This is a genomic window from Arthrobacter sp. SD76 (assembly GCF_049726125.1).
Lineage (GTDB): Bacteria > Actinomycetota > Actinomycetes > Actinomycetales > Micrococcaceae > Arthrobacter > Arthrobacter nitrophenolicus.
Map to the genome: position 1 here is coordinate 3,592,185 of NZ_JBNBLR010000001.1, position 26,779 is coordinate 3,618,963.

The 26,779-nt window shown below is 67.2% G+C and carries 23 protein-coding genes, 3 tRNA genes and 5 pseudogenes; 8 read left to right on the top strand and 23 right to left on the bottom strand.

The features are described 5' to 3' along the window. Positions 1-64: 64 nt before the first annotated feature. The gene (locus tag ACPEE0_RS17340) at positions 65-871 is read left to right on the top strand and encodes an exodeoxyribonuclease III (RefSeq protein ID WP_133348401.1); all 807 of its coding nucleotides are present in this window, start codon (positions 65-67) and stop codon (positions 869-871) included. A 34-nt stretch (positions 872-905) separates the two neighbouring features. Beyond that, positions 906-1,789: pseudogene (locus ACPEE0_RS17345) on the top strand (hypothetical protein). Between the two features lie 45 nt (positions 1,790-1,834). Here the strand turns inward: ACPEE0_RS17345 and ACPEE0_RS17350 are convergent. From ACPEE0_RS17350 to ACPEE0_RS17370, 5 genes and pseudogenes are all read right to left on the bottom strand, one after another. Further along, positions 1,835-2,887 carry a LacI family DNA-binding transcriptional regulator gene (locus ACPEE0_RS17350; RefSeq protein ID WP_133348397.1) on the bottom strand — a complete coding sequence of 351 codons (1,053 nt, stop codon included), beginning with the start codon at positions 2,885-2,887 and terminating at the stop codon, positions 1,835-1,837. 127 nt (positions 2,888-3,014) lie between these two features. Beyond that, positions 3,015-3,263, bottom strand: coding sequence for a hypothetical protein (locus ACPEE0_RS17355; protein ID WP_424574950.1), 249 nt, complete (start codon positions 3,261-3,263; stop codon positions 3,015-3,017). Then, positions 3,260-4,156: a carbohydrate ABC transporter permease gene (locus tag ACPEE0_RS17360; RefSeq protein WP_354177055.1), complete on the bottom strand. Its 897-nt coding sequence runs from the start codon at positions 4,154-4,156 to the stop codon at positions 3,260-3,262. The genes ACPEE0_RS17355 and ACPEE0_RS17360 overlap by 4 nt, the downstream gene beginning before the upstream one ends. Then, the gene (locus ACPEE0_RS17365; protein WP_009357224.1) at positions 4,153-5,190 is read right to left on the bottom strand and encodes a carbohydrate ABC transporter permease; all 1,038 of its coding nucleotides are present in this window, start codon (positions 5,188-5,190) and stop codon (positions 4,153-4,155) included. Before ACPEE0_RS17365 ends, ACPEE0_RS17360 begins: the two co-directional genes overlap by 4 nt. Positions 5,191-5,193: 3 nt before the next feature. Next, positions 5,194-6,482, bottom strand: a pseudogene (locus tag ACPEE0_RS17370) (ABC transporter substrate-binding protein). A 250-nt stretch (positions 6,483-6,732) separates the two neighbouring features. Here ACPEE0_RS17370 and ACPEE0_RS17375 point away from each other — a divergent pair. Then, positions 6,733-8,410 (top strand): annotated as a pseudogene (locus ACPEE0_RS17375) (glycoside hydrolase family 13 protein). 5 nt (positions 8,411-8,415) lie between these two features. On the opposite strand, the gene ACPEE0_RS17380 reads toward ACPEE0_RS17375, so the two are convergent. The 9 genes from ACPEE0_RS17380 to ACPEE0_RS17420 form a co-directional block, all read right to left on the bottom strand. After that, a complete protein-coding gene (locus tag ACPEE0_RS17380) occupies positions 8,416-9,027 on the bottom strand; it encodes a hypothetical protein (protein ID WP_354177060.1) in 612 nt (203 codons plus the stop codon). Further along, a complete protein-coding gene (locus ACPEE0_RS17385; protein ID WP_009357229.1) occupies positions 9,024-9,680 on the bottom strand; it encodes a hypothetical protein in 657 nt (218 codons plus the stop codon). The genes ACPEE0_RS17380 and ACPEE0_RS17385 overlap by 4 nt, the downstream gene beginning before the upstream one ends. Next, the gene (locus ACPEE0_RS17390; RefSeq protein ID WP_009357230.1) at positions 9,677-10,057 is read right to left on the bottom strand and encodes a hypothetical protein; all 381 of its coding nucleotides are present in this window, start codon (positions 10,055-10,057) and stop codon (positions 9,677-9,679) included. Before ACPEE0_RS17390 ends, ACPEE0_RS17385 begins: the two co-directional genes overlap by 4 nt. Beyond that, positions 10,054-10,245, bottom strand: coding sequence for a DUF2273 domain-containing protein (locus tag ACPEE0_RS17395; protein WP_009357231.1), 192 nt, complete (start codon positions 10,243-10,245; stop codon positions 10,054-10,056). Before ACPEE0_RS17395 ends, ACPEE0_RS17390 begins: the two co-directional genes overlap by 4 nt. After that, positions 10,242-10,703: an Asp23/Gls24 family envelope stress response protein gene (locus ACPEE0_RS17400; RefSeq protein ID WP_009357232.1), complete on the bottom strand. Its 462-nt coding sequence runs from the start codon at positions 10,701-10,703 to the stop codon at positions 10,242-10,244. Before ACPEE0_RS17400 ends, ACPEE0_RS17395 begins: the two co-directional genes overlap by 4 nt. Positions 10,704-10,862: 159 nt before the next feature. Next, entirely contained in the window at positions 10,863-12,461 is a 1,599-nt protein-coding gene (locus ACPEE0_RS17405) for a glycoside hydrolase family 68 protein (RefSeq protein ID WP_009357233.1), read from the bottom strand. A 739-nt stretch (positions 12,462-13,200) separates the two neighbouring features. After that, positions 13,201-13,276, bottom strand: a tRNA-Phe gene (locus ACPEE0_RS17410). 48 nt (positions 13,277-13,324) lie between these two features. After that, a tRNA-Asp gene (locus tag ACPEE0_RS17415) sits at positions 13,325-13,398 on the bottom strand. A 91-nt stretch (positions 13,399-13,489) separates the two neighbouring features. Then, positions 13,490-13,562 (bottom strand) — tRNA-Glu (locus ACPEE0_RS17420). A 164-nt stretch (positions 13,563-13,726) separates the two neighbouring features. Between ACPEE0_RS17420 and ACPEE0_RS17425 the strand changes: the two genes are divergently transcribed. Next, positions 13,727-14,770, top strand: coding sequence for a PHP domain-containing protein (locus ACPEE0_RS17425; RefSeq protein ID WP_009357234.1), 1,044 nt, complete (start codon positions 13,727-13,729; stop codon positions 14,768-14,770). A gap of 39 nt (positions 14,771-14,809) precedes the next feature. On the opposite strand, the pseudogene ACPEE0_RS17430 reads toward ACPEE0_RS17425, so the two are convergent. Next, a pseudogene (locus tag ACPEE0_RS17430) lies at positions 14,810-15,494 on the bottom strand (DsbA family protein). A 126-nt stretch (positions 15,495-15,620) separates the two neighbouring features. Between ACPEE0_RS17430 and ACPEE0_RS17435 the strand changes: the two are divergent. The 3 genes and pseudogenes from ACPEE0_RS17435 to ACPEE0_RS17445 all read left to right on the top strand — a co-directional run bounded on the left by ACPEE0_RS17435 (position 15,621) and on the right by ACPEE0_RS17445 (position 17,980). Continuing rightward, positions 15,621-16,611 (top strand): annotated as a pseudogene (locus ACPEE0_RS17435) (DMT family transporter). Between the two features lie 9 nt (positions 16,612-16,620). After that, positions 16,621-17,049 (top strand): metallopeptidase family protein, encoded by a 429-nt coding sequence (locus ACPEE0_RS17440; RefSeq protein WP_424574951.1) that lies wholly within the window; start codon positions 16,621-16,623, stop codon positions 17,047-17,049. A gap of 10 nt (positions 17,050-17,059) precedes the next feature. Further along, positions 17,060-17,980: a cation diffusion facilitator family transporter gene (locus ACPEE0_RS17445; RefSeq protein ID WP_424574952.1), complete on the top strand. Its 921-nt coding sequence runs from the start codon at positions 17,060-17,062 to the stop codon at positions 17,978-17,980. Between the two features lie 23 nt (positions 17,981-18,003). Here ACPEE0_RS17445 and ACPEE0_RS17450 read toward each other — a convergent pair whose 3' ends face one another. From ACPEE0_RS17450 to ACPEE0_RS17480, 7 genes are all read right to left on the bottom strand, one after another. Then, positions 18,004-18,801: an ABC transporter permease gene (locus tag ACPEE0_RS17450; protein ID WP_009357238.1), complete on the bottom strand. Its 798-nt coding sequence runs from the start codon at positions 18,799-18,801 to the stop codon at positions 18,004-18,006. A 70-nt stretch (positions 18,802-18,871) separates the two neighbouring features. Next, the gene (locus ACPEE0_RS17455) at positions 18,872-19,858 is read right to left on the bottom strand and encodes an ABC transporter ATP-binding protein (protein WP_009357239.1); all 987 of its coding nucleotides are present in this window, start codon (positions 19,856-19,858) and stop codon (positions 18,872-18,874) included. Continuing rightward, positions 19,855-20,553 (bottom strand): LolA family protein, encoded by a 699-nt coding sequence (locus tag ACPEE0_RS17460; RefSeq protein WP_424574953.1) that lies wholly within the window; start codon positions 20,551-20,553, stop codon positions 19,855-19,857. Before ACPEE0_RS17460 ends, ACPEE0_RS17455 begins: the two co-directional genes overlap by 4 nt. A 68-nt stretch (positions 20,554-20,621) precedes the next feature. Continuing rightward, on the bottom strand, positions 20,622-21,011 hold the full coding sequence (locus ACPEE0_RS17465) for a hypothetical protein (RefSeq protein ID WP_424574954.1): 390 nt from the start codon (positions 21,009-21,011) through the stop codon (positions 20,622-20,624). Positions 21,012-21,198: 187 nt separating this feature from the next. Continuing rightward, a complete protein-coding gene (locus tag ACPEE0_RS17470) occupies positions 21,199-22,296 on the bottom strand; it encodes a PEP-utilizing enzyme (RefSeq protein ID WP_424574955.1) in 1,098 nt (365 codons plus the stop codon). Next, positions 22,251-23,951, bottom strand: a complete 1,701-nt coding sequence (locus ACPEE0_RS17475; protein WP_424574956.1) for a PEP/pyruvate-binding domain-containing protein — start codon at positions 23,949-23,951, stop codon at positions 22,251-22,253. Before ACPEE0_RS17475 ends, ACPEE0_RS17470 begins: the two co-directional genes overlap by 46 nt. 32 nt (positions 23,952-23,983) lie before the next feature. Then, complete coding sequence (locus tag ACPEE0_RS17480) at positions 23,984-25,024, bottom strand: universal stress protein (RefSeq protein ID WP_009357240.1); 1,041 nt, start codon at positions 25,022-25,024, stop codon at positions 23,984-23,986. A gap of 427 nt (positions 25,025-25,451) precedes the next feature. Here ACPEE0_RS17480 and ACPEE0_RS17485 point away from each other — a divergent pair, with 427 nt between their 5' ends. Then, positions 25,452-26,063 carry an NAD(P)-binding protein gene (locus ACPEE0_RS17485; protein WP_424575299.1) on the top strand — a complete coding sequence of 204 codons (612 nt, stop codon included), beginning with the start codon at positions 25,452-25,454 and terminating at the stop codon, positions 26,061-26,063. A gap of 45 nt (positions 26,064-26,108) precedes the next feature. On the opposite strand, the gene ACPEE0_RS17490 is transcribed toward ACPEE0_RS17485, so the two are convergent. Continuing rightward, complete coding sequence (locus ACPEE0_RS17490) at positions 26,109-26,720, bottom strand: copper resistance CopC family protein (RefSeq protein ID WP_424574957.1); 612 nt, start codon at positions 26,718-26,720, stop codon at positions 26,109-26,111. Positions 26,721-26,779: the final 59 nt, after the last annotated feature.

Genomic DNA, 26,779 nt, shown 5'->3' on the forward strand with positions numbered 1-26,779 from the left:
CGGCACTCCTGCAGGCCCCGTCCTGCTTTACCTGCTGCAGTGCTGCCACGGTAAGTTAGGAACTGTGAAGATAGCTACCTGGAATGTAAATTCGCTCCGTGCCCGCGCAGACCGCGTCGAAGCCTGGCTTCAGCGCAGCGACTGCGACGTCCTGGCCATCCAGGAGACCAAGTGCAAGGACGATAACTTCCCGTGGGAACTGTTTGAGCGGATGGGCTACGAGGTGGCCCACTTCGGTGTGAACCAGTGGAACGGCGTGGCCATCGCGTCCCGGGTAGGCCTGGAGGACGTCGAACGGACCTTCCTCGACCAGCCTTCCTTCGGCAAGGCCGGCAAGGATCCCGTGCAGGAGGCCCGTGCCATGGCCGCCACGTGCGCCGGCATCCGGATCTGGAGCCTGTACGTTCCCAACGGCCGGTCGCTGGACGACGAGCACATGCCCTACAAGCTCAAATGGCTGGAAAGCCTCAAGACGCACGCGCAGGGACTGGTGGCCGAGGACCCGCAGGCCCAGGTGGCGTTGATGGGCGACTGGAACATCGCCCCCTTCGACGAGGACGTCTGGGACATCGATCTGTTCGTGAACAACCGGTACACCCACGTCAGCCCGCCCGAGCGTGCCGCTTTCCACGCCTTCGAATCCGCGGGCTTCACCGATGTGGTGCGCCCCTACACTCCCGGCCCCGGCGTCTACACCTACTGGGACTACACCCAGCTGCGCTTCCCCAAGCGGGAAGGCATGCGCATCGACTTTGTCCTCGCCTCCCCCGCACTGGCCAGCCGGGTTACCGGCGCCTCCATTGACCGCGAGGAACGCAAGGGCAAGGGCGCCTCGGACCACGCCCCCGTCCTGGTGGAACTGGCGGATTGATGACAGCCACCTGGACCCAGACAAGGAGACCGCGATGACGGGAAACCTCTACCGGGGCCAGGCAGGCCTGCCTTTTTCCTCCACGCTGCGGGTCTACGAGCCGCTGGACGCGTTCCCGGAAGAGCAGCGCGCCGCCATCCAGGCGGCAGGTGCACGCACAGCCTCGCGTGCCGCCGTCGAAAACGCCGAACTGCTCGCCTCGCTGGGGCGCATTACGCGTTCAGGCGGTGACCCGTTTCCCACCGGACGCACCGACCTGGTGCGGGTCACCACTGCCCCGGCATCCCAGGGCGGAGCCGCCGACGACGGCGCTGACGCCGAGCCGGTGCTGCTGTACTGCCCAGCCAGCTGGTCCTCCGTGCCGGCCTGGCAGCCAACGCGCTGATGGAGGGGATCCACGGCCCGCTCGCGGAACTGCTGATCCCCGAGGAACAGCGGGACAAGCACCAGGAACGGATCGACCAGGTCAAGGCCCGGGACGGCTCCATCAGGGTGCATACCCGGGCGTCAACCTGGGGGATCCCGTTCAGCTGGTTTTCGCTGTTCATGGAGTCGGACCACAAGGACGTGGTGGAGGCGGCCGGCCGCATCCTCACCGTCCGGGTCTGGGCTTCGATCACCGACGCCCTGGAACGGGCCCGCTACGCGGTTGCCAACCTGGCCCTCGCGGCCCCGGACCTGGACATGCTGGACGACCTCGCCCAGCTCACCGAATGGCTCGAGCAGTTCCATGTGGAATCGATGGTGGAGCTGGACTACGGTGCCGTGGCGGACAAGGTGTATCCGGACGAATCCCCGATGGACATCCGGCTGGGCATCGAATGCCTCGCGGAGGGCGACATGACCGGGGCTGCGGCAGCCTACCGGCGCCTGGCCTCGCGCTGGATCCCCATCCGGCAGCTGGCGCGCGCGTCCTGACGCCGCTGTCCCTGCCGGGGTGGGCATGCCGCAGGTGCCGCAGTCCTACGACTGGGGCGGCGCCGTCGTCCTCCTGATAATCAGTTCATGGGGCGCTACGGCGGACTTCACGGCACCAACCTGCCCGTCCAGTTCGTCAAGGAGCATCTTGGTGGCCAGCTCGGCCTGTTCGTCGGGCCGCTGCCCCACGGTGGTCAGGCCCATGGCGTCGGCAAAATCGTGGTTGTCGATCCCCACGACCGACAGTTCCTCCGGTACGCGGACGCCGATGCGCTGGGCCTCGAAGATGACGCCCATGGCCATCTCGTCGGAGGCGCAGAAGATGGCGGTGGGTTTGGCACCTGGCCGTGCCCACAACCGGCGGAAGGCCTCCTGCCCGCTGCGGACCGTGAAGTCGCCCCATTCGTCCCACTCGGGACGGGTGGGCAGGCCGGCGGCCGTCATGACGTCCTTGAAGGCGAGGATCCGGACCCTGGGAACGTCGAAGTTCAGGTCCGTCTCGTCGTCACCGTGGAGCAGTGCGATATCGCGATGGCCCAGGTCGATCAGGTGCCGCACGGCAGTGGAAGCGGCGGCGTAGTCGTCAATGCCGATGTAGGCGCATTCCTCGACGTGTCCGCCCACCACCACCAGCGGGATGTCGATCTTCTGAAGGTGGTCCAGCTCCTCATGCGTCAGTGCCATACAGAGGACCAGCAGGGCGTCAATCTGCTTGTAGACCATGGTCTTGCTGAAGAGCCGCTCACGGTTGCTGCCATGGCCGCCAAGGTTGAACAGGGAAAGGTTGTACTGCCGGGCATGGAGTTCCCGGTCAGCCCCTTCAATGGCCTTGGAAAAGAACCAGCGGCTGACGAACGGGGCCAGCACGCCGATGGTCTTGGTGCGGCCGGTAGCGAGCCCGGACGCGGAGGATGAGGCGACGTAGCCCAGGTTCCCGGCTACTTCAAGGATGCGTTCGCGGGTGGCGGGCGAAACGCGGGGCAGGCCACGGACGGCCCGGGAAACTGTGGCGGTGGAGACACCGGCGGCTGCCGCAACGTCCTCGATGCTGACTCCCGAGTGGCCGCCCCTTTGGGATCTTTCTGTTGTGCGTGCCACCGTGTCCCCTCAATAACTCCATGCAGCGTGAAGCTGCCGCTCGCCCTGCGCTGGCCCCCGAGCCTTCGTATTTTCGCACTCCCCGGCCACGCAGCGTTAAACCGTGACGGTCATGGCCTTCCCCCGGCTACCTGCGTTCGGGGAGCTTCCGGCGCAAACGGATCATGCCGTAGAGCGCCAGGAGCGTGGCCAGCAGCCCCAGGGCCCAGCCGAGCGCAGGCTGTGCAGTCACTTCCATCCAGACCGTGACCACCAGCAGGACCAGGGCCCAAAAGCCAAGGAATCCGATGATGATGTCAAAGTCCTCGCCGGACCGGACGCGCCTGCGGTCGCTTCCCGCCCCCGCGGAGCGGGAGCGGGAAGCATCGCGGGTCACTTGACTGCACCCGCAGTCAGGCCGGCCACGATCTTGCGCTGGAACACAAGCACCAGGATCACCAGCGGAATGGTGACGATGGTGCCCGCGGCCATGATCGCGGTGTACGGAATCTGGTTGGGCTGCGCGCCGGCAAAGCTGGCGATGGCAACCGTCACCGGTTTCGTAGCCTCATTGGAGAGCTGGCTGGCGATCAGGAACTCATTCCAGGAGGAGATGAAGGCAAGGATGGCGGTGGTGAAGATGGCCGGTGCGGCCAGCGGCATGATCACCTTCCGGAACGCCTGCCCTTGGGTGCAGCCATCGACGCGCGCTGATTCTTCAAGCTCCCACGGCATCTCGCGGAAGAAGGAGGTCAGCGTGTAGACCGTCAGCGGCAGGACGAAGGAGATGTTCGGGATGATCAGCGCCTGGTAGGTGCCCATCCAGCCGATGTTGGTGAACAGCTGGAACAGCGGGGTGATGAGGGCAACGCCCGGGAACATGGACGCGCCCAGGATGAAGCCCAGCACCAGGTACTTGAACCGGAAGTTCAGGCGGGCAAGGGCGTACGCCGCGAACACGCCGATGATCAGCGAAACCACGGTGACGGTCACACCGATGATGATGCTGTTCAGCAGTGCTTGGCCGAACTTGTTGCCGAACGAGGTGTCGAACGCCGTGATGAAGTTGTCAAGCGTCACGTGCGTGGGCCAGGGCGTGGTGTCGTAGGTGAACCCGACTTCACGGAAGGCCGTTACGACCATCCAGTACGCCGGCGCAAGGCACCAGATCAGGATGACGGCGGCGCTGATGTAGGTCCGGACGCTCGCCCATTTTTCCCGGTTCTGCGAAGCCTTGCGGCCCTTGTCCTGCTGCGCCCGTAAATTGGCGGAAGCGGCTGTGGTTGTCATTTCTTCCCCTTACCGGTGGCTCCGCTTTGTTCCACAACGTTCGCGCCAAGGAAGCGGACAAAGATGAACGCCACCAGGAAGATGATCAGGAACGTGATGGTGGAGAGCGCGGCCGCAGAGTTGAAGCCTTGCCTGATCTGGTTGATCACCAGGATGGACAGCGTGGTGGTGTTGTTCGCACCACCGGTCAGGATGTACGGAAGGTCGAACATCCTGAGGGCATCCAGGGTGCGGAACAGGATGGCAACCATCAGCGCCGGCTTCACCAGCGGCAAAGTGATCAGGCGGAAGCGCTGCCAAGCACTGGCACCGTCAACCTTTGATGCCTCGTAGACCTCTGCGGGGATCATCTGCAGGCCGGCAAGGATCAGGAGCGCCATGAACGGCGTGGTCTTCCAGGTATCGGCAATGATCACTGCCCACTTGGCCGGCCATTCGCTGCCGGTCCAGAGGATGGAGGCGTTGAACAGCTTGTTGATGATGCCGTTGAAGTCGAACATGAACAGCCACAGCTGGGCGGTGACGGCGGTGGGGATGGCCCACGGCACCAGCACGGCCGCACGGACCAGGCTGCGGCCCTTGAAGGTGCGTGCCATGATCATGGCCATCCAGAAACCGAGGACGGTTTCGAAGGCCACGGTGATCACCGTGAAGAGGAAGGTGGTGCCCGTGGCGGTCCAGAACTGGCCGCCCAGGGTGCCCGGCGGGCAGGCGACGGTGCCGCCGCCCGGTGCTGCACACTGCTGTCCAAGCCAGTTCACGTAGTTCTGGATACCGGCCGGCCCGCCTGCGGTGAAGAGGCCGGTGGCAGGGTCCAGTCCCGCGTCCTTCTGGAAGGACATCACGATGGCGCTGATGATCGGGTAAACGATCACGATGCCCAGGGCGATGATGGTGGGTGCCAGCAGCCAGGAGGCCCATTTGCCCTGGCTGAGGATGGCGTTGTCTTCGCCTACGCCCTTGGGACCGTGGTGTACATCGGGCGCGCCCGACGCCGGCTTCTTGACCGGCGTCGGGCCCAATTCGGTTGCCATGATTTACTGCGATCCTGCGCCAGCGGACTCGATGGACTTCTGCATGTCGGACAGTGCGTCCTTGGCGGGCTTTTCACCCTTCAGGGCCGCGTAGGCATTCTCCTGGATTGCCTGGGTGACTGCAGGGTAGAACGGGGTGACCGGACGGGGCACAGCGTTCTCGATGGAGGTCTTCAGGACCGGCAGGTACGGAAGCTTGGCGACCAGTTCCTGGTCCTCGTACAGGGAGCCGAAGACAGGAGCCAGGGAACCCTGGGTTGCAAAGAACTTCTGCTGCTCTTCCTCGATCAGGAACTTCACGAAGTCCAGGGCCGTGGCCTTGTGGTCCGAGTAGACGCTGATGGCGGCGCTGTGGCCACCCAGGGACGAAGCGCCCGGGCCGTCCTTGCCGGGGAGGGCAGTCATTCCCAGCTTGTCCTTAACCTGGGAGGAGCCTTCGGTGGTGGCCAGGTTGTAGACGTAAGGCCAGTTGCGGAGGAACAGCAGCTTGCCTTCCTGGAAAGCGCGGCGGCTTTCCTCTTCCTGGTAGGTGATGGCCTCAGCAGGGATGTTCCCGTTCTTGAAGGCCTCGATCAGGTTGTTCAGGCCTTCCTCGGCCTCGGGGGTGTTCAGGTTCGGCTTGCCCTCGTCGTTAAGGACGGAACCGCCGGCTGAGTTGATGGCTTCGGAAGCATTGACCGTCAGGCCTTCATACTGCTTGAACTGGCCGGAGTAGCAGCCCATGTTGTTGGCCTCGGCGATGGAGCACATCTCCATCATTTCGTCCCAGGTCTTGGGCGGCTCGGGAACAGGTCCTTGCGGTAGTAGAGGATGCCGCCGTCGGAGGAAACCGGGGCTGCATACAGGGTCCCCTTGTAGGAACCAGCCTCAACCGTGGGCTCAAGCATGCCCGTGGTTTCGATCGCCATCTTGTCCTTGAGCGGCTGCAGCCAGCCCTTTGCGGCGAATTCGGCAGTCCAGACGACGTCCACGCTTGCGACGTCATAGTCGGCATTCTTGGCCTGGAAGTTCTGCACCAGGTCATCGTGCTGCTGGTCAGCCTGGTCAGTCTGCTCCTTGAACGTGACTTTCTCGTCCGGGTGCGCAGCGTTCCACTTCTCGATCAGCGGACGGACCACGTTGCTGTTGTCTTTGCCCTGCACGTAGGTAATGGGACCCCGGCTGTCAAGGTTTGCCTCGGCGTCGCCGCCGCCACCGCCCGTGGTTCCGCCGCCACCGCCCGCACATGCGGACAGGGACAGGGCCAGGACGCCGGCAGTGGCGACCGGAAGAAGGAATCTAGGGGTTTTCATTAGCTTGAAGCTCCTCGCTGAGTGACAAGTAAGTCGACAGTGCGCTTGCTAGGTGAGGTTGATGTGGTGACTGTCACACTAGTAAGGTTGCTGCGTGCAATGCAAGCGTTTACATCAAAAAGTTATCTGAGGGGAACCAAATGTCCAACAGGCCGTTCCCGCTTCCGGCCAGCCCCGGCCGGAGTGGTGGGCAGACGCCGTCGTCTACCAGATCTACCCGCGTTCCTTCGCTGACGGAAACGGGGACGGCATGGGTGACCTGCGCGGTGTGACAGAACGCCTGCCCTATCTCGAGAAGCTGGGAGTGGACGCCGTCTGGCTCTCCCCCTTCTATAAGTCGCCGCAGGCCGACGGCGGGTACGACGTTGCGGACTACCGTCAGGTGGACCCGCTCTTCGGGTCCCTCGACGACTTCGATGCAATGTTGCAGGATGCTCACAGCCGGGGCCTGAAGGTCATCGTGGACCTGGTTCCCAACCACACCTCCGATGAGCATGCCTGGTTTCAGGCTGCTCTCAGGGCTGCGCCCGGCTCCCCCGAACGGGACCGTTACATCTTCCGTCCCGGGAAGGACAGTATGCCGGGTCCGGGGACGGCAACCGGGCACCCAACAACTGGAAGTCTATCTTCGGCGGCCCGGCGTGGAGCCGCGTTGCGGGACCGGACGGTTCGCCCGGTGAATGGTACCTCCACCTGTTCGACACCAGGCAGCCCGACCTCAACTGGGAGAATCCCGAGGTCCACGAGGAGATGCGTTCCGTCCTCCGGTTCTGGCTGGACCGCGGCGTGGACGGTTTCAGGGTGGACGTTGCCCACGGCATGGTCAAGGAAAAGGGCCTTCCCGACTGGGACGGAGCGGCGTCCATGGTGGAAGGAACGCACAGCCTGGCGCTGCCGCCCGGTGACGCGCCGGGCGCACATACCGACGCCGAGGAACCGCACCGTGCCGTCTCCCCGGTCTACCCGCCGTCGCCCTTCTTCGACCAGGAGGGCGTGCACGACATCTACCGGAACTGGCACCGGGTGCTGGCGGAGTACGGCAGCGACCGGATGATGGTGGCCGAAGCCTGGGTGGAACCGGCGGAACGGCTGGCCCGCTACGTGCGGCCGGACGAGATGCAGCAGGCTTTCAACTTCGATTTCCTGCTCGCGGGCTGGGATGCGGAGCGGATGGCGGCCGCCATCGACGCTTCCCTGGCAGCGGCCTCCTCAGTGGGGGCACCGTGCACCTGGGTGCTGAGCAACCATGACACCGTGCGGCATCCCACCCGGTTCGGGCTTTCCGACCCCACGACATTTCCCAAGGGGCTGGCCGCGGATGATGAGCAGCCGGACTCCGCCCTGGGACTGGCCCGGGCCCGTGCCGCCACGCTGGTGTCCCTGGCGCTGCCGGGTTCCGCGTACTTGTACCAGGGCGAGGAACTGGGCCTTCCGGAACACACCACTCTTCCGGCAGAAGCGCGGCAGGATCCACCTTCTTCCGCACGAAAGGTGCCGAGATTGGCCGGGACGGCTGCCGGGTGCCGCTGCCCTGGGCCGCCGACCTGCCCGGTTACGGCTTCTCGTCCCGGCACAGCCAGGCACAGCCATGGCTGCCGCAGCCGGAGAGTTTCGGACCCCTTGCTGCAGACCAGCAGGAAGGAGAGGAGGGCTCCACCCTGGAGCTCTACAAAGCTGCCCTGGCCTTCCGCTCGGGGCGCAGGCTGGGCCTGGGCAGCCTGGAATGGGACGACCTCCATGCACCGGACGCCGGGGTGCTGGCGTTCCGCAACGGGGATGTCCTGGTCCTGGCGAACATGGGATTCGCGTCGGCTCCCATTCCCGCGGGATACAGGGTGGCTCTGGCCAGTGGACCTGTTCCCGCCGAAGAGCTGGCTGCGGTGCAGGAGGTACCGGTCGACTGTGCTGTCTACCTGGAGCGGGTATAGGGCGGTCAGCGGACGCGCTCGGCACGGCCGAAGCGTGTCCGTGCCCCCGCACCAATGTGGATCAGGACCGGCGTTTCCTTGCCGACTACCGCTTCGAGCGCAGCGAGCAGGCCGGCGATCTCTGCTGCCAGCAGGTGCGGCGCCACGCCCTGGCGCGGCAGCAGCCGGACTTTCAGCGCGGGTGACCCCTTGACGTCATAGGTGGCTACCGTGGAACCGGCGAGGTCCGGCCGTCCCGCCAGTGCATGCTTGAGGGCCTGTTCCGCGACTCCCCCGCCGATGCGGACGTCACCGGGAACATCGCCCGGATCGTATTCGGCGGCCAACAGGTTGGACCGGCCCTTGCCCTGCTGGGCAATCCAGGCCACCATAAGCCCGATCAGCAGCAGAAGGACCAGGGCCACCACAATCCACAGCCAGCTTTCGGTGCGTCCCGGGAACCTGGTGGCGTTGAAGGCCTGGTTGATTCCGTCCCAGATCCCCGGGGACCAGGACTGCCACCAGGCACCCACGGGCGGGACGGTCGCCAGAAGCACCAGCAGGATGCCGGCGGCAAGGAGCATCAGCCCCAAAACGGTGAGGAGGATCCGGTTGAGGAGGCTTGGTGTGCTGTTCATGCCCCGATCACTCCCGTTGGCGTTACATTGACCCGGGCTTCGGGTGACGGTTCCAGTTCCATTTGGTCCAGCTCATCCTGGACGGCGGCGAGGACTGTCCCCCCGTCCACCGGCACTCCGGACGTGGGCCTGACGTTCACCAGCACCTGGCGCTGGGAAACAACCACCATTACCTGCTCCGGGGTCACGTTCGCCGCCAGGCGGGCCCGGCGGGCAAGCGATGAGGCGATGACTTCATCGTCAACCACGACGGCGGGGCCACCGGATGCCTGCCCGGCGCCAGCGAGGAGGTGGCGTGCCCGCCGTCCCGGAAGTATCCCGTTGAGCACGAAGATCAGGCCGGCCATCGCCAGGACCGCGCCGACAGCGCCCAGCAGCAGCGGCGGGATCCCGGCGGGGAGCTCCACGATGCGTTGCGCGGCAACCTGGGGCTCGATCAGCCAGGCAGGCTGGCCGATGGCATGAACCGCTGCTTCCAGGAGTCCGTAGGCCGCCAGCACCATGACCAGGACGGCAGCGACGATGGCCACCGCGGCACGCGAGGAGTGCGTTTCCCGGTACGCCACCCGGCGCATGTCCGGCCCCTGGCCTGCGGCACGGCGGTCCCCCTCGCGCCGCGACCGCCTGGCTCCGGCGTCCACCCTGCTGCTCACCGGACCCGGCCCCCTTCACTGATCCTTGCACCGCTGATGCGGATATCCACCCTGCTCAACCGGGCACCGCTGAGCTCCGTGACGGTTTCCAGGATGCGGGTTTTAGCCTCGACAGTCCGGTCCCAGATGGAACCGCCGAACCTCTCCACCCGCGTCGGATCCAAGACAACGCTCTTCAAAGGCGGGATGCTGATGGGCGTGACGAGGGACAAAGCCAGCAGGCCGTCGTCGTCCGTCCAGTCTGCCCGCACGTCCTGGGCGTCGACGTCGAACGCCGCAGCAGCCGCTGCCTTGGCAAGGCTTGTCAGCGCCTGCGTGCTGATGCGGTTATGGCCGCTGAGCGCCTGTCCCCGCAGCGCCGGGGCGGGCGTGCTCATGATGATGAGCGCCGGCCGATGATGGCGTCCAGGACACCGCGGAGGTCCAGCTTCCCTTCGGCGGCGCGGCCCAGGAGTGCCCCAATGGCCATGAAGAGCAGGGCTACCAGGAACCCCCACAGCCCGAACTGGAGGGACATGAAGGCTACGAAGGCGCCCATGGCGGCGCCTGCCAGTGTCAGGTTCACAGCAGTGCCTCCCTTTCAGGGGTTCCGGCGGCGGCCGGTTTAACGGGCGGCGGCACATAGACATCGGTGACTTCGACGTTCACCTCGATGACCTGGAGCCCCACCAGTTCCTCCACCGCCCGGTAGACGGCGGCGCGCACCTGGTTGGCAAGGGAATGCAAGGGCGTGCCGTAGCTCGCCACGAGGCTGATATCCACTGCGACCTGGGTTTCGCCCACTTCGGCGCGGACCCCGGCCGCATGGTCGGAGCTGCCGACGGCGTCGCGGATGGCCCCCAAGGCACGGGACGGTACCGATCCCAGGGAGTAGACGCCGGGAACGGCGCGGGCGGCGATCCCGGCCACCTTGGCAACAGCGGTCTCGGAAATTACGGTCCGTCCCAATCCGGGCGCCGGGACAGGTACCGGCGCGGCACCGCTGCGGAAGCCCGGCTCGGGTTGTGGGTTCTGGTATTCCATCAGGCACTCCCCCTTCTGTTGATCCAACCCTATCCCTAGCCTGCGGTGCTGCGCTGTTAACTGAGGGGCAGTAGTTAAAGGGCCCAGGCGGGGATGCCCCCAGAGCATCCCCGCCTGGGCGGTGCCGCTGCAGCAGCGGCGGTGCGGCTATGCCGCGGTCTACTTGTACAGTCCTTCGCCGCCGACCTTGACGTTGGTGGGCAGGTAGCCGAAGGGGCCAAGGCCGTTCTGGCCGAAGCTGCGGTCAACTTGGGTGATGCCGTTCTTGAAGTTGATCTTCACGGTCGGGGACAGGGAGCCGCCGCGGACACCGTTGACGTTGTCGATGAATGACTGCACCAGCCCGTTGGGCTGCACGTAGTGCGAGTAGGCCTGGAACTGGCGGCCGTTCTGCTGGCCGGAGATGGTGCCGCTCGGGTTGTTGGCGGGCAGGTTGAGGTCGGTGGGCGAGCCAAGTGCCAGGCCGGAGTTGTTGACCGGCTGGTAGTCGGAGCGCACGCCGTCGCCCACGAAGCCGTAGACGCCGTCGGGGCCGCGCATGCCTGCTGCGTACGTGAACTGGTGGCTGATCGTGTACAGGTAGTACTTGTTCTTGCCGTCCTCGTTCTGGATGAAGATCTGGGGACGTTCAGTCTGGTCGTTCACGCAGTTCGCGGAGAGGATCGGAGGCAGGAAGGACCACTTGGTGAGGTCCTTGTTGTCCGCCACCGCGAGACCCACGTTGCCGGTCTGGTAGTAGGCGCCGCTGCTGTTCACCTCGTCGAGGGACTCTGCGTTGGCATCGCCCTCACGGTAGCCGAGGTCTTCCTCGGTGCACTGGTACTCGCCGCGGTTGCCGCCCGTGTTGCCTTCGAAGACCATGAAGGTCTTGCCGGGGTGCGCCGGGTCGGCGAAGGTGAACGGGTCACGGAACGCGAAGCCGGGGTTCTGTTCCTTGGTCTGGTACATTTCGCCGTCCGGCTCAAGCAGCTTGGTGTGCTCGAAGCCGTCGAACCAGACGCGTTCCTCGTTGGCGTGGATGTTGCCGAGGGCCTTGGCGATGGCCGCGTCCGGGGCGATGCCGCCGCCGCCGGCGTTCCGCTCGGCCACATCGTGGAAGGTGGTGGCCGTGTAGAACACGTTCACGTGGTTGCCCTGCATCAGGCGGGTGGAGCCGGACCATTCGGTGTTGCCGATGGAGGAACCGTCCACGAAAAGGTGCCCGCCGTAGTTCCACTTGTCCTTGGCCGGGTCCGCGTTGGTCTTGCGGAAGAAGAAGCCGATGCGGGCGTTCCAGTGGCGCTGGTCGAAGTTGTAGCCCGCGTGGCGGTCAGCGACGAGCGAGAAGATGACGTCGTAGCCCTTGTAGCTGATCTGGTTGGCGTGCTCGTCCGTCAGGGACCAGGTGTCCCAGACCCAGACGTCCTCGTTCATGGTGGGGAAATCCTCGGGGATTTCCGGCATGGTGACGTCCGGGCTCATGGAGTTCTGCCCGGGAGCTACCGTGGTGTCGCTCTGCGCCATGATCTGGCTGGCATCGGCGCGGGTCCACTTGGAGGTGAAGTCCGACGCCGGGTCGAAAGCTTCCTGGGTGTGTTCCGTGGGGAGGGGGAAGCCGGGCGTGGGGGCCGGCATCTGCTCTGCGGCCGGCGGGTCGGCAGGCTCGTTGGCCTGTGCCGACGGCACGGCTAGGAAGGTCGAGGCAGCCACGGCTGTTGCCAGTGCTGCGGCGGCGGACCGCCACCGCAGCATCCGGGGTGCTTGGGGGTGCTTGTGCATGTTTGCTCTTCTCGCGGAGTTGAAACTGTTCGTGGAAGACGGGCGGATGCCCTGGTTCCCCGCACTCCGGCGAGCCTCGACACCTTGGCAGGCGTCATCGAGGACGCCGTCGTGTCGAGGGGCGGGACCTGGGTGGGGTCCCACATGCGGCCCGTGCTGATACCGGGGATATCCGGGCCGGTCTCCACGCTAGGCAGGCCTTTCACGGCATTTCAAACCGTGTTTCGCGGCCCCGAAAACCGAGTTTCACCCGGCTGTGCAAGCGCTTACACATTCCAATGCGCGCGCGTGGCATATGGTTCTTCGGGGGTCAAATGTTACAGATGTCAGACAAATATTTTCTTGTGGAGCCGCCCGTTGTTGGGTTGGCCACATCCGCGTGCTGGCCACAAGAGGCGGGGATTACATATGCCAGGGACACGCAAAATTGATTTCGACGCGCATCCTCCTCCGCGCGCCCCGGATTTGGGCCGCGCAAAACTCCTTGCGGGTCGGGAATGGGCGGGCGCGTCGGGAATGGGCGGGCGCCGCGGAAGTGCTTGTGTGCGTCGAAAATGACTCCGCCCGTCGCTCCGGCAGCGGTCAGCCCGAAGAAGTGAGGAGGGGCTGCTCTGGGTGCGGGTCCGGCGGATGCGGCGGCAGATGCCACGCCTGGGTGCCAAGCTGCATGCTGACGGCCAGGATGGGAAAAGCTGGTTAAGCAGAAAAGCACCAGTTCCGAAGAACTGATGCTTCCCAGTGGTGGCTCCGACCGGCGTCGATCCGGTGACCTTTCGATTTTCAGTCGAACGCTCTACCAACTGAGCTACAGAGCCTAGGTGACTAGTCACCATGAGAGCCGGAATTGCTTCCAACAATCAGAGCGACCCTGACGGGACTTGAACCCGCGACCTCCGCCGTGACAGGGCGGCGCGCTAACCAACTGCGCTACAGGGCCTTGCGTTTCTTGCTTTCGCAGTATCTCTACCGCTTTTTTCAAGGCTTCCAGCCTACCAGACTTTTTTAGTCTGTTTGACCAGTTCCCTGCGTACCCCCAACGGGATTCGAACCCGTGCCGCCGCCGTGAAAGGGCGGTGTCCTAGGCCGCTAGACGATGGGGGCCAGAACCCGTTCGGAGCAAAATAAAAGGCGTAAAGCGAGGCTTTCCGTCTTTGTCCTTTGCGTTCTCCGAACTGGACTCTAAAACTATAGGGCCTAGTTCCTGATAATCCAAAATCGGCCAAAAACCCCGTGCCTGAACAGGGAGAACAGGTGAAGATGGACTGATGGATGCCGTTGCAGCGCTCAATGAGATTGCCTTCTGGCTGGAGCGCGGACGCGCTGCCACCTTCAAGGTCCAGGCCTTCCGGAAGGCCGCCGCGGCCATCAGCCCGCTGCCGGCCGAAGAAGTGGCTGAGCGGACCAGGACCGGCAGGCTGAAATCCATGAAGGGCATCGGAGACCGGACCTACCAGGTCATCCAGCAGGCCGTGGCGGGCGGCGTCCCCGACTATCTGGCCGACCTGCGGGAAAAGGGCGCCCAGCCGCTGGCCACCGGCGGCAGCGAACTTCGGAGCGCCCTCCGCGGCGACCTGCACAGCCACAGCGACTGGTCCGACGGCGGCTCCCCCATCGAGCTGATGGTGGCGGCCGCCGGGGTACTGGGCCGGGAGTACCTGGCGCTGACGGACCACTCGCCCAACCTCACCATCGCCAACGGGCTGTCAGCGGAGCGCCTCACCAGGCAACTGGATGTGGTGGCGGCGATCAACGCCGACGGGCAGGCCGGGTCCAAAGGGCAGCCGGAAGGCAAAGTGCGGCTGCTGACGGGGATCGAGGTGGACATCCTGGAATCCGGCGAGCTGGACCAGGACCCGGAACTGCTGGACCGCCTGGACATCGTGGTGTCCAGCGTCCACTCAAAGCTGCGCGCCGACCGGAAAACCATGACCCGGCGGATGCTCGGCGGCATCCAGGCGAGGCATACGAACGTGCTCGGCCACTGCACCGGCCGGCTGGTGGAGGGCTCCCGCGGTACCCGCCCGCCGTCGGAATTCGATGCCAGGGAGGTCTTTGCCGCCTGCGCCGAGAACAACGTGGCAGTGGAAATCAACTCCCGGCCCGAGCGGCAGGACCCGCCTGATCCGCTGATCCAGCTCGCGCTGGAGGCCGGGTGCCTGTTCTCGATCGACAGTGACGCGCATGCGCCCGGCCAGCTCGACTTCCTTCAGTACGGCGCCGAGCGCGCGGCCCGGAACGACGTCCCGCAGGACCGCATCATCACCACGTGGCCTGTGGAACGGTTGCTGGAGTGGGCCGCGGCGAAATAACCGCCTTCCCAGCGGCCGCGGCAACCGCCCAGGGTGCAGCTATTCGACGGCGTCAGCGAGTTTCTGCCGGAAGTCCGCCTTCGTGGAGAGGACCAGCTTTTCGCCGTTGAGGAAGAAGGTTGGAGTGCCGCTGACACCCAGCGCCTTTCCGTCTGCGATATCCGCCAGGACCCGCTCCTCCGTTTGCTGGTCGGCGACGGCGGCGTCATACAGGGCCAGGTCCAGCCCCAGCTCCTCCGCATAGCTGCGGAACAGCGGCGCCTGGGACTGCTGGCTGCCGGCCCACTGGGACTGGGTCTCGAAAAGCCTGTTGGCCATCTGCTGGTACTGGCCCTGTTGCCCGGCGGCCTCGGCAGCGAGTGCGGCCTGGCCCGAGTTCGGGTGCATCGACAGCGGGAAGTGCCGGTGCACGAACGTGATCCGGTCCCCGAACTCCGCCTTGAGCTCCTCCACCACAGGGTGGATGGAACCGCAGGACGGGCACTCGAAGTCGAGGAACTCCACCAGCTGGGCTTTCTCCACCGCCGGGGTGGTGAGCCGGTGGCTGTCCGCGCGGACAAGCTGCTCAGCCCCCGCTGCGGGGGGGCGCCGCCTGCTGCTGCCTCCCTGCCACCGAGAGCGCGAACCACACCGCCCCGCCAATCAAGATGACCGCCAGCACGATCCAAATGATGATCCTGGCAAGGCGTGCGTTATCGCGGGGTGGAGCAGGGTTTGAGACCATAATCCGCATCCTAGCGGAGGCCGGGAGCGCCGCCGGCTCAAGGGTCGTGCAACTTTGGCAGGAAGTTGCCCAGACGTGGCCGATTTCCGCCAGCCCCGGCCCGGCCCGTCCGGATACATTGGCTGCATGCCCTTCACCGCCCCCGCCCGCAAACCCAATTCCGAGTCTCCTCCGGCAGCCTCCCGGACCAGGGCCCTGGGCGTCGCGGCGATGGCGGTCACCGTGGTGTTCTGGGCCTCGGCCTTCGTGGGAATCCGGGCCATCGGGCCGCACTTCTCCCCCGGATCCCTGACGCTAGGCAGGCTGGCGGTTGCCGCCGTCGTGCTGTCTTTCGTGGTGCTGCCGCAACTGCTGAAGAGCCGCAAGCTGCCGCGGGGGCGCCAATGGTGGCCCATCCTGGCCTACGGGGTCATGTGGTTCGGCGGCTACAACGTAGCGCTGAACGCCGCCGAGCATGTCCTTGATGCGGGCACCAGCGCCCTGCTCATCAACGTCAGCCCCATCCTGGTGGCCATCATGGCCGGCCTCTTCCTCAAGGAGGGCTTTCCGCGGTGGCTGCTGATCGGCAGCACCGTGGCCTTTGTGGGGGTGGCGCTCATCGCGCTGGGGTCCGGACCGGCGGCCGGGACGGCGCCCGGCCCGGGAAAAGCGCGACGGCGGACCTGGCGGGAGTTGCGCTGTGCCTCCTTGCCGCCGTGCTCGCCGCGGTGAGCGTGATCATCCAGAAGCCTGTCCTGCGGAAATTCCCCGCGGCCCAGGCCACCTGGTTCGGCATCATGGTGGGATCGGTGTGCTGCCTGCCCTTTGCCGGGCAACTGGCCTCCGAGCTGCAGGCCGCACCGCCCGAAGCCACGGCCGGGCTGGTGTACCTGGGTGTCTTCCCCACTGCCATCGCCTTCACAACCTGGGCTTACGCACTCTCGCTCGTGGACGCCGGCAAGCTGGCAGCCACCACCTACCTGGTTCCCGGAGTTACCGTGCTCATTTCCTGGCTCCTGCTCGGCGAGGTTCCCACGGCCTGGGCCTGGCGGGCGGCGTCATCTGCCTGCTGGGCGTAGGGCTGACCCGCCGCCGGAGCCGCGAAGGGACAGGGGCTCCGGCGGCTGTTCGGCGCTAAAGTCGAAGTATGCCTCCCAGCCTTCCACCCGGCCTTCCGATCATTCCCGACGGTCCGCATCAGCCGCTGGGCTTCCGGATGTCCGCGGATGAATTCGAGGCCGCGGTGTCCGACGCGCTGGACAGCATCCCGGACAAGCTGGCCCGTGCCATGGACAACGTGGCGGTCTTCATCGACGACGATTACGTGCCCGGGCCGGGGGAAGATCCGGACACCGTGCTGCTGGGAATCTACGAAGGCGTCCCGCTGACCGAACGCGACTCATGGTGGGACGCAGGGTCCCTGCCGGACCGGATCACCATCTTCCGGGAACCCATCCTGGAAATCTGCTCGTCCCGGGAGGACGTGATCCATGAGGTGGCGGTAACCGTCGTCCATGAGATCGCGCACCACTTCGGCATTTCCGATGACCGGCTGCACGAGCTGGGCTGGGGCTAGCCTTGTAGGCATGGGACACGACCACAGCCACACCCACGGCATCACCGCTACCGGCCAGCACCGCAAGCGGCTCGTGGCCGTGCTGGTGATCACGCTTGCCGTTGTCCTGGTCCAGGTGGTGGGGGCCGTCCTGTCCGGGTCGCTCTCCCTGCTGGCTGACGCCGGGCACATGCTCTCCGACGCAGCCGGGGTGACAATCGCCCTCCTCGCCGCCTGGATCGCCGGCAGGCCCGCCAGCGACCAGCGCACCTACGGGTACCAGCGCGCAGAGGTGCTGGCAGCGCTGGCCAACGCCCTCATCCTGATCGTGATCTCCGTGGTGATCTTCACCGAGGCCATCCGCCGGATCGGCTCCGCCCCGGAAGTGGCCACGGACATCATGCTCTTCGCCGCCATCCTTGGCGCGGTGGCGAACGTTGTGTCCCTCCTGATCCTGCACGGCGCCCACCATGAAAGCCTCAACGTGCGCGGCGCCTACCTGGAGGTCCTCGGCGACCTCCTGGGCTCGTTCGCCGTTATTGCCGCCGCCGTGGTGATCATGCTGACCAGTTTCAACGCCGCGGACACCATCGCCTCGGTGGTGATCGCCATCCTGATCCTGCCGCGGGCCTGGAGCCTGCTGCGCGACGTGGTGGATGTCCTGCTGGAAGCCAGCCCCAAGGGTGTGGAAGTCCAGATGATCCGTGAGCACATCCTGTCCGTGGCAGGCGTCACCGACGTGCACGACATCCATATCTGGACCATCACCTCCGGCGTGCCCGTGTTCTCTGCCCATGTGGTGGTGGAGGACGGGGTGCTGAATGCGCGCGGTGCCGACCAGCTGCTGGACAAGCTCATCACCTGCCTGGGCTCGCACTTCGACACCGACCACTGCACCTTCCAGCTGGAGCCGGCCAGCCACTCGGAGCATGAGGCGCACCAGCACGCATAAGCGTGGCCGGCCCTGCCCCGGCATCAGCTCAGGATGTCCCTGGTGACGAACCTCCCGTAAGCCAGCGCCCCGAACACTGCAATGTAGCCGCCTTGCAGCAGGGCGTTGCTGGTGAATGAGTCCCACAGCAGGGGCTGGCGCAGCATGTCGCCGAATCCGAACCAGTAATGGCTGAACAGCCACGGGTGCAGCCATTCCAGCTGCGGCAGCTGGTCCAGGACCTGGGACACCACCGACACCACCACGGTGGCCGCCATGGCACCCACCGGTACCACCGTGAGGGTGGACAGGAAGAGCCCGACGGCGGAAAGGCCGGCCAGCGAAACGGCGAGGTACGCGGCAATCAGGAGGATGCGGACCGCGGCTTCAGGCGGCTGGATGACGTCCCCCGACAGCAGCGTCACGGGCCCCACCGGAAACAGGGCCGCGCCAATTGCGGCACCGGCAAGGCCGACGGTGAGCGGCGCGACAATGCAGAACGCGAGCGCCCCTGCGTATTTGACCAGCAGCAGCCGGACCCGCCCGGCGGGCGCCACGAGCAGGTACCGGAGGGTGCCCAGGTTTGCCTCGCCGGCGATGGTGTCCCCCGCCACCACCCCCACCGTGAGCGGCAGGAACAGCGGCACCGAGACCAGCATGGCGGTGAAGGCAACAAAGAGGCCGTTCTGGCTGATCCGGTCCAGGAAGGCCGGGCCCCGACCGGGCGGGACGGCGGACGAAACCCGCACCGCGATGGCGATCAGCACGGGAATGGCTGCCAGTGCAAGCAGCAGCGCCCAGGTGCGGCGGCGGCCGAACAGGACCCGCAGTTCCGAGAGCATCAAAGAGAACGCGGATTCCCGCGCCTCCCGGACCGCCGGCGCGGCTGTTCCGGGGACTTCCGCCGGCACGCTACTGGGCAACGTCGAACCCCTCTCCGGTCAAGGCAACAAAGCGGTCTTCCAGGCTTTCGCGTTCGACGGCGAATCCCCGGACCCGCACGCCGCCCGCCACCAGCTGCCCCACAACATCCTCGGGGAGACGGCCGTCGCCAGCGGCGGACAGGCTGGCGAGGAGGACCTCGCCGTCGGGCTGGGATCCGCCGGCCTCCGCCGCCAGGCCCAGGCCGGCAAGGACAGACCTGGCCTGACCGGCGTCGGGTGTCAGGAGCCGGATCCGTGCGCTGCCGGCACGGCGCAGTTCGGCGAGCGGTCCCTGCGCCACGAGGCGGCCGGCGCTCATGATGGCCGCGTGCGTGCACATCTGCTCCACCTCGGCGAGCAGGTGGCTGGAGACAAAGACCGTGGCCCCGTCATGGGCAAGGGAACGGACCAGGTTGCGCACCTCCCGCGTGCCCTGCGGGTCGAGTCCGTTGGTGGGCTCATCCAGCACCAGCAGGTCCCGGCGGGCGAGCAGTGCGTTGGCGATGCCCAGCCGCTGCTTCATCCCCAGCGAGTAGGCGTGCACCTTCTTGCCGGCGGCATGTGAAAGCCCCACCCGTTCCAGGGCACGGTCCACCCGGCCCTTCCGGGTGGCGGGCACGGTGCTGCGGCCGGCGGCATCCAGCCGGGAAAGGTTCGCTGCACCGGACAGAAAGGGGTAGAAGGCGGGCCCTTCCACCAGCGCGCCCACCCGCGGCAGCACGTCCCGGAACCTGCCCGGCATTTCCATCCCCAGCAGGCTCACCGTTCCTGCTGACGCCGCCGCGAGGCCCAGCAGCATACGGATGGTTGTGGTTTTACCGGATCCGTTGGGGCCAAGGAACCCGAAGACGGAACCGGGCGGCACGGCGAGGTCCACGCCGTCCACGGCAACCTGCCGGCCAAAGTGCTTGGTCAGGCCCCGCGTCTCGATGGCAAGGTTGTACCTCCCGGACCCGCTTCCGCCCTGCGGGATCACGGAGCCGCCGACGCAGCGGCCTGCAGCCTGTCCGGCTGCACCATGCCGGCGAAGATGCGGCCATCATCGGTGATGAGGACGTTCAGGAGCGTGGTGGACAGCAGCCGCCCGCCGGGGACAGCGACGGCGGCCTGGGACAGGAGCGGATCCCGCAGCAGCGAGTCAGCGAGGGTTCCGCCCGCGGCAGCGGCCGGGATCCCCACCACCGTCTCCCAGCCCGTTCCGGTCACGGAGGGGCGGGCCGGATGCTGCCTGAGGGCTGCCAGGTCTTCCGGGGTGATGATCATGCCGGGCGCACGGAAGTTGAGGGGCCACCGGTCCGGGTCACGGAACTGCAGTTCCTTCACGGGGCTGCCGGGCGGCGGGGCGAAGGTGAAGAGGGAGTCGTCCGGCGCGTCCAGGGAAAGGCTGGTGAAGCCGGCACGGAACGACGGCGAGGAGGCACCGCGGGCGGTCACCTGGACGGACAGGGGCATCCCGGTTTCCCCGTCCACGGCAATGGCCACCTTGCCCACGAGCGTGGCATCGGTGCGGGGCTCAAGCACCAGGTTGTAGGCGGTGCGCCCTGCAACGTCCACATCCTCACCAATTGACACGGCGGTGCTTGGCTCCACCTTGGCCAGGAGGTGTCCGGCGATGTCCGCGGGCGTGTGCGTGTGCATGGCGCCCGGCTTGTCCGGTTCGGCCGGCGGCACGTTCGGGTCCTGCGGCCCGGCGGTCGGCGGCACGTACAGCGGCAGGTCGCTGGCAAAGGCCGGAAGGGTCAGATGCGCCGTGGAGTTGTCCTTGGAGGAATAGACCAGACGTCATTGCCCCGGCGGACAATGTCACGTTCGGCCAGCCGGTCCACCACCTGTACCCGGACTTTGGCCTTGCCGTCCATGTAAACCCGTGCGGTGTGCCCGCCGGAGAGCAGCTCGAACAGGGAGGCTGCGCCGCCTGCCGAGGCGGGCCCGGACGCAGGCCCGGCAGGGGGAAGTTCAGGCAGTCCCAGATCCGACGATTGCTCAACGGTGCCGGAGAACGTGGAGACCTTGTGCTGCCCCAGCAGGGCCAGCACTTCCGCCGGCGACTTTTCGGGCAGGGGGTCGCCCGCCCGGGCCGGGATGGATCCCGCGAGCACCCCGGCCGCGATCACTGCAGGTACTGTCATGGCAGGCAGCCACCGCAGCCAGGCACGCCTGGCGCCCGGCGCGTTCCGCCGTTGGAGCCAACTGCCGGAGCCGGTGGTGCCGGAGCCCGCTGCTTCTGAGCCCATAGCTCAAGGTTACGCCTGCGCAGGCACGTAGACACGGGCCGGAAGCCCCCTCCCGGAAGGGGTTTTGGTACCCGGGGACTGGTCAGGCAGGCGTCACGGTTCCCGCGCCGCCGTCGACCGTAATCCTCTGCCCGGTGGTGATCCTGCCCGTGGCATCGGGAACTCCCACGACGGCCGGAATGCCATACTCCCGGGCCACCACCGCGCCGTGCGAGTTGGGGCCGCCCATCTCCATCACCAGTCCGCCCGCCGTGAGGAACAGCGGGGTCCAGCCGGGGTCTGTGGACGGGGCCACCAGGATTTCGCCGGGCTCCAGGTGCGCGCCCACGGGATCCAGGATGACCCGGGCAGCCGCTGTCACGGATCCTGTGGAGGCGGGGCTCCCGGTCAGTGCACCGTCCGACGCTGTTGCGGCCGCCGGTTGCAGCGCCTCGACCTCGGTGCCGTCCGACAGCAGCACCCGGGGGATGCGCCGCCGCCCGACTTCCCACTCGTACGCTGCCCGCCGCTCCGCCACCAGCTCCCGCAGGTCCGGGACCGCGCCGCCAGGATGATCCGGAAGGGCCTGGTGCGCTTCGTGGAAGTCGAGGAAGAAAATGTCGTCAGGCTGTTCAAGGATTCCGGTTTCGGCAAGCTCCTTGCCGACGTGCAGCAGCTGCCTGCGGACCTCCGCGAGGCCCAGGACCAGCTGGTACTTCGGCAGCTCACGCAGCCCGGCAAAGAGCCGTGCCCTTCGCAGGGCAGCCCGGACCACGACGGCGTGCAGGGGGCTTCGTGCCCCTGCACGGGCGACCAGCCTTGCCACCTGCGCGTCGGCGTCCTCTGCCGCCTTGCTGAACTGCACGTCGGCGCCAGGTCCGGGACCTCCAGCCGAAGATGAGTTGGCCAGGACACCGATGATGTGGGCGGGGTCGTCGGACCAGCGCGGCATCCCGACGTCGATCTCCGCCACTGCCCGGTGGCCGTACCGGTCGAGGAACCGGGTGAGGCCGGCCTCAAGCCTGGCGGGGACGCGCCCGGCCTGGAACTCCCTGGCCAGGCGGGACGGGTCCTGCGTTGTGAGGGCGGTGTACGATTCGGCGTCGTCCCGGATGGCAACGGCGAGCCGCCACAGTTCCAGGTCCATCTCGGTGGTCACGTTGTTGGGCAGGCCGCGAAGCACCGGCTCGAGTTCGTCCACCGGGCCCCGCCCAGCACCTTCCCTGCAACGGCGAGCATGGCGAACCCCAGGGCGGGCAGCGGCAGGATGGCGGGCACGATGGTGAACAGGCGGGTCCGCAGGAGCATTTCGGCGTGCTCAAGGCGCGCGGCGGGTCCTGCAGCGGGCGGCGCTTCCAGGGCAGCCTCGAAGTCGCGGGTGAAGCGGTCCAGGCGGCGGAGTGCAGCAGCCGGCCTGAACATCCCCCGCAGGAGCGACTCCGGGGCCCTTGCCGGACGGCGGCGGGGACAACATGGCGGAGCAGCGCCAGCGGCGTCCTGCGTGTCACGGAGAACGCGGGCTCGTCGAAGAGCTGCCTCAACAGGCCTGCCGAGCGGGCCTCCATGACGTCGAACACGCGGGGAAGGATCCACCGGCCCACGGTGCTCCGCAGCGGGGTGGTGAGGTCGAAGTACAGCCGCTGGCCGGCCTCCGCGTAGGGGACGGTCCCTACGCGGATCGGGAACGTGGAACCGTGCCGCCTGCGCCACCGAGGAGGCGATGAGCCGGAATGCCGCCCGGCCCATGGGTGTGATCGGCCGGGTCAGGCCCTGCGCGAGGCTGAAGCAGAGGTAGACCCGGGTGCCGGTGCCGCCCTGCGCGCCGGCCCGTTGCGGGACCGGATAGAGGGTGGTGATGGGCCTGGACTGGGTCAGCCACAGGGTTCCGGAGCCGTCGATGGCCCATTCGATGTCCTGCGGCGCCCCGAAGTATTGCTCTGCCTGGCGGCCCAGCCGTGCCAAGGCGGCGGCCTGGGCGTCATCGAGGCACTCGCCCGCCGCGGCGTCCGGCGCCTCAAGGGTCCGGGTCCCGCCTCCCGGGACTGCCCGGACCACCACCTTCTTGTCCCCCGGTTTCCGTTCCAGGACCCTGCCCGTCAGGGCATCAACCACATAATGGTCCGGGTTGACTGCCCCGGACACCACTGCCTCGCCCAGGCCGGGGCTGGCATCTATGACGGCGTGGCCCCTGCGGCCGGTGAGCGGGTTGGCGGTGAACATGACCCCAGCGGTCTCGGCCTCCACCATCCGCTGGACCGCCACGGCCAGGGCGACGCCGGCAGGATCGATGCCCAGGCCCGCGCGGTAGGTGGTGGCGCGGTCCGTCCAGAGCGACGCCCAGCACTTACGCACCGCTTCCAGCACGGGGGCCACACCCACCACGTTAAGGTACGTGTCCTGCTGCCCGGCGAAGCTTGCGAACGGCAGGTCTTCCGCGGTGGCCGATGACCGCACCGCCACCGGCACGTCGTGACCCAGTCCGCGGTAGGCCTGTTCGACGGCCGCGGCGATGTCAGCGGGGATCGGCGCAGCAAGGATGGCACTGCGGGCCCCTGCGGCAAGATCCGCCAGTGCCGAAGGATCCACGGGCCCCGCGCCGGGTTCCGGCTTCAGGGCGGCCTGGACGTAGGCGAGGCCGGGAAGCAGGGAAGCAGGCGCGCCGGTTGCCCGGCGGTACGCCTCCGTGGTGAGGCAGAAGCCGTCCGGCACGGGCAGGCCCGCGGACATCAGTTCGCCCAGGTTGGCTGCCTTGCCTCCGGCCAGGTCCAGCATGCCGGTGTCCAGGGAGGACAGGTCCCGGACCAGTCCGGGAGTGTCCGCCGCGGGGCTTCCCCCGGGCTCGGCGTGCGGCTGCATGTCCTGGCGTTCCTGGCGGCGGGGCTACGGGATCAGGCAGCGTCACCGAGGATGGGCCCAAACCTGGCCCGGTCCGCCAGCCGGGGGTCTTCCCGGTCCGGGACCACCATGACGGGGCCCTTGGCGTGGTGCAGCACGCCGTCGGAGGTGGAACCCAGCAGCATTCCGGTGAAGCCGCCCCGGCCGCGGGTTCCCACCACCACCAGCTCCACGTGGCGGCTTTCCTCAACCAGCACGTCCACGGGTGATCCGTCCCGCAACTGCGATTCGGCAGGAAGGGCAGGGTAATGGCTCCGCAGCCAGGCCATGCCGGCGTCCAGGGTCACCTGGATGTCGGCGAAAAGGGCCTTGCGGTCCATCGGTGCCGGAACCCAGGCCAGCGAGCCGCTGTATTGGGGGACGGCGCACACCACACGCAGCGTGGCACCCAGCCGTTCAGCCTGGTCTGCTGCTTCCAGCACCGCAACCCGGGCCTGTTCCGATCCGTCCACGCCCACCACCACCACATTTTCTACGCGCTGGTGCCCGGCCTTCGCCTGTTCTGCCTTGATGCGCCGGTCCTCGGTGGTTTCGCCGAGCCGGTCGGAGCAGATGAGCGGCACGGTCACCGTGGGGCATTTGGCGTGGGCGGGCAGGGCGCTGCTGACCGAGCCCAGGAGCCGGCCCACGAAGCCGCCGCGGCCGCGGGTACCGAATACCAGGAGTTCGGCGGTTTCGGACATGTCCAGCAGCACTCCCGAGGCGTCACCGTTCTCCACGGACGAGGTCACCTCGATGTCGTACTGGGAGACCTTCTGCAGGGCCTGCCGGACCACGGCCTCGGCGCCCTCGCGGATGACGGAGTCGTCCACTGTGGCGTAGCCGCCGTCAAGGCCGGAGGCAGCGAAGATGGGCACGGAGTAAGCGGTCACGATGTGCAGGGGACGACGGCGGCGCTGCGCTTCACGGGCCGCCCACACCAGGGCGCACTGGCCATGGTCCGAGCCGTCAACGCCGACCACGATCCCCTCAGGCGCGGCGGAAGTGCCGCCGCCGTCCCGGGCCGGGTCCGGATGCAACTCGTGTGCGCCCATGGGGCCGCCTCCTTGCGCTACTGCCGCTGATGTTGCGGCTATTCTGCCAGAAGCGGGGAGCGTTACCCGCACCCGGCGGGCCGCCGCGGGCGCCGGCGGAACAACCCGCCTCCGCTTCTCACTATTCTCCGTCCGGGATGCCTTAGCAAGCCTGATCAGCGCGGAAATCCACATGTTATCCACAGCCTTTCCACACCCCTCCGGAAAGCGCGTTCACCCGCAGAAGAATGTTTGCGTTTTGGGCTATCCCTGGCCGGAAATGTTCTGTAGTCTTCAGGACATTGTTGGTCCGGGAAGCCCGCAGGCACTGCCTGCCAGGGCTGCCCTCCAATGTGCTGCGGCCGGACTTTGGGGGGCACGGAACGCGCGCCGGCGAGGATGCCGGCACCAGCCGAAACTTCGAAGGAGGGAAACTGTAGTGTCAAGCATGCCTGGGAGTGCCGGGACCGAACAGACCACCACCGTGATCATTGGCACTGGGCTTTCCGGCCTTGCCGTGGCGGCCGAGCTGCGCCGGCGCGGGGTGGACTCCATCGTGGTGGACGGCCTCGACGTCCTGGGCGCCGCCCAGCCCGCAACGACGTCGCTGCAGCGCTGCGACGCCGCGGACCCCGCCACCTTGCGCGAGCGGAACGAGATCCTGCGGCACCTGCGCAACTACGCCGCCAGCCACCAGGTGGACGTGCGGAACACCACCCGCGCGGTACAGCTGACCAAGGTGGATGCCGCACCCGCCCCGCAGTGGGAAGTCCACACGGCCACGGGTGTCCTCCTGGCAGACCACATCGTCCTGACCCGCTGCGCACAGAGCCAGCTCCGGCGGATGATCAACGAGTTCGGCATCGCCGTAGGGCGGAACCTGGCTGCGGCCATGCGGGCCATCGGCATCTACCTGGTGGGCGTGGGCGAGCTGATTACGCCCTCCCCCAAGGAAGTCCTGCGCCAGGCCAAGACCGTGGGCCTGGCCATTTCGGCCAAAGTCCACCCGGCTCCCCTGGCCCCGCCGTCAACCGGCAGCCTCGCGATGCTGCCCTGCTAGCGTGTGCGCCGGCGCTGCCGCCCGAAGCCTCCCGTTGGGGACGGGCTATCCCGCGTCCGGCTCTTCGCCGGCGGACAGCCGGCGCTTTGCGATGACAGCCAGCGCTACCAGCAGGCCCACCGCCACCGCAGCAAAGATCACGATGCTCCACTGGAAGGGCTCGCCGGAGTCCGCGGGCGCGGACGGCTCAGCCGTGGCTCCCGGCTCCGCGGTGCCCATTCCCGGAACGTTGGCGGCCGCCGTCGGGCCCGTGGCCGGAGCCGTTCCCGCTGCGGCAGCGGCGGCGGTGAAGCCGAAGGTGCCCTCGATGGGGTGTGAATCCGAACTGACCACGCGCCACGACACGGTGTACGCGCCTGCGGGTGCTCCCGGCCGGAGCTTTTGGGATGCCACGTTGTCAACGATCTGGACCTGCCCGTCGGCCCACTCCGTGCCCGAAGCGTCCTTCACGGAGACGGACGCGCCAATTCCCAGGGGCTTGTTGCTGAACGTCACCGACACCTGTTCCGGCGGGACGGGGACAGACGCGCCCTGCGCCGGGCTGCTGGATTCGGCGGCGTCGTGGGCGGCGGCCGGCCCGGCCAGGCCCAGCACTGCGGCGGCAAGGACGAGGAATCCGAGCAGGAAGCTCAGCGGACGGCGGCGGATGGGGCGCATGCGGGACTGCTCCTTGTGTTGGCTTCCTTACAGACTAGGGGAATTTGCCGGGGCTTCCG

What these genes read in the sequence shown, in the direction of transcription:
- ACPEE0_RS17485 (WP_424575299.1), top strand. Translation starts at nt 25,452, where the DNA reads ATGCCTGGGAGTGCCGGGACCGAACAGACCACCACCGTGATCATTGGC.
- ACPEE0_RS17445 (WP_424574952.1), top strand. Translation starts at nt 17,060, where the DNA reads ATGGGACACGACCACAGCCACACCCACGGCATCACCGCTACCGGCCAG.
- ACPEE0_RS17425 (WP_009357234.1), top strand. Translation starts at nt 13,727, where the DNA reads ATGGATGCCGTTGCAGCGCTCAATGAGATTGCCTTCTGGCTGGAGCGC.
- ACPEE0_RS17440 (WP_424574951.1), top strand. Translation starts at nt 16,621, where the DNA reads ATGCCTCCCAGCCTTCCACCCGGCCTTCCGATCATTCCCGACGGTCCG.
- ACPEE0_RS17450 (WP_009357238.1), bottom strand. Translation starts at nt 18,801, where the DNA reads ATGCTCTCGGAACTGCGGGTCCTGTTCGGCCGCCGCCGCACCTGGGCG.
- ACPEE0_RS17480 (WP_009357240.1), bottom strand. Translation starts at nt 25,024, where the DNA reads ATGGGCGCACACGAGTTGCATCCGGACCCGGCCCGGGACGGCGGCGGC.
- ACPEE0_RS17400 (WP_009357232.1), bottom strand. Translation starts at nt 10,703, where the DNA reads ATGGAATACCAGAACCCACAACCCGAGCCGGGCTTCCGCAGCGGTGCC.
- ACPEE0_RS17380 (WP_354177060.1), bottom strand. Translation starts at nt 9,027, where the DNA reads ATGAACAGCACACCAAGCCTCCTCAACCGGATCCTCCTCACCGTTTTG.
- ACPEE0_RS17475 (WP_424574956.1), bottom strand. Translation starts at nt 23,951, where the DNA reads ATGCAGCCGCACGCCGAGCCCGGGGGAAGCCCCGCGGCGGACACTCCC.
- ACPEE0_RS17360 (WP_354177055.1), bottom strand. Translation starts at nt 4,156, where the DNA reads ATGACAACCACAGCCGCTTCCGCCAATTTACGGGCGCAGCAGGACAAG.
- ACPEE0_RS17405 (WP_009357233.1), bottom strand. Translation starts at nt 12,461, where the DNA reads ATGCACAAGCACCCCCAAGCACCCCGGATGCTGCGGTGGCGGTCCGCC.
- ACPEE0_RS17365 (WP_009357224.1), bottom strand. Translation starts at nt 5,190, where the DNA reads ATGGCAACCGAATTGGGCCCGACGCCGGTCAAGAAGCCGGCGTCGGGC.
- ACPEE0_RS17490 (WP_424574957.1), bottom strand. Translation starts at nt 26,720, where the DNA reads ATGCGCCCCATCCGCCGCCGTCCGCTGAGCTTCCTGCTCGGATTCCTC.
- ACPEE0_RS17465 (WP_424574954.1), bottom strand. Translation starts at nt 21,011, where the DNA reads ATGACAGTACCTGCAGTGATCGCGGCCGGGGTGCTCGCGGGATCCATC.
- ACPEE0_RS17390 (WP_009357230.1), bottom strand. Translation starts at nt 10,057, where the DNA reads ATGAGCACGCCCGCCCCGGCGCTGCGGGGACAGGCGCTCAGCGGCCAT.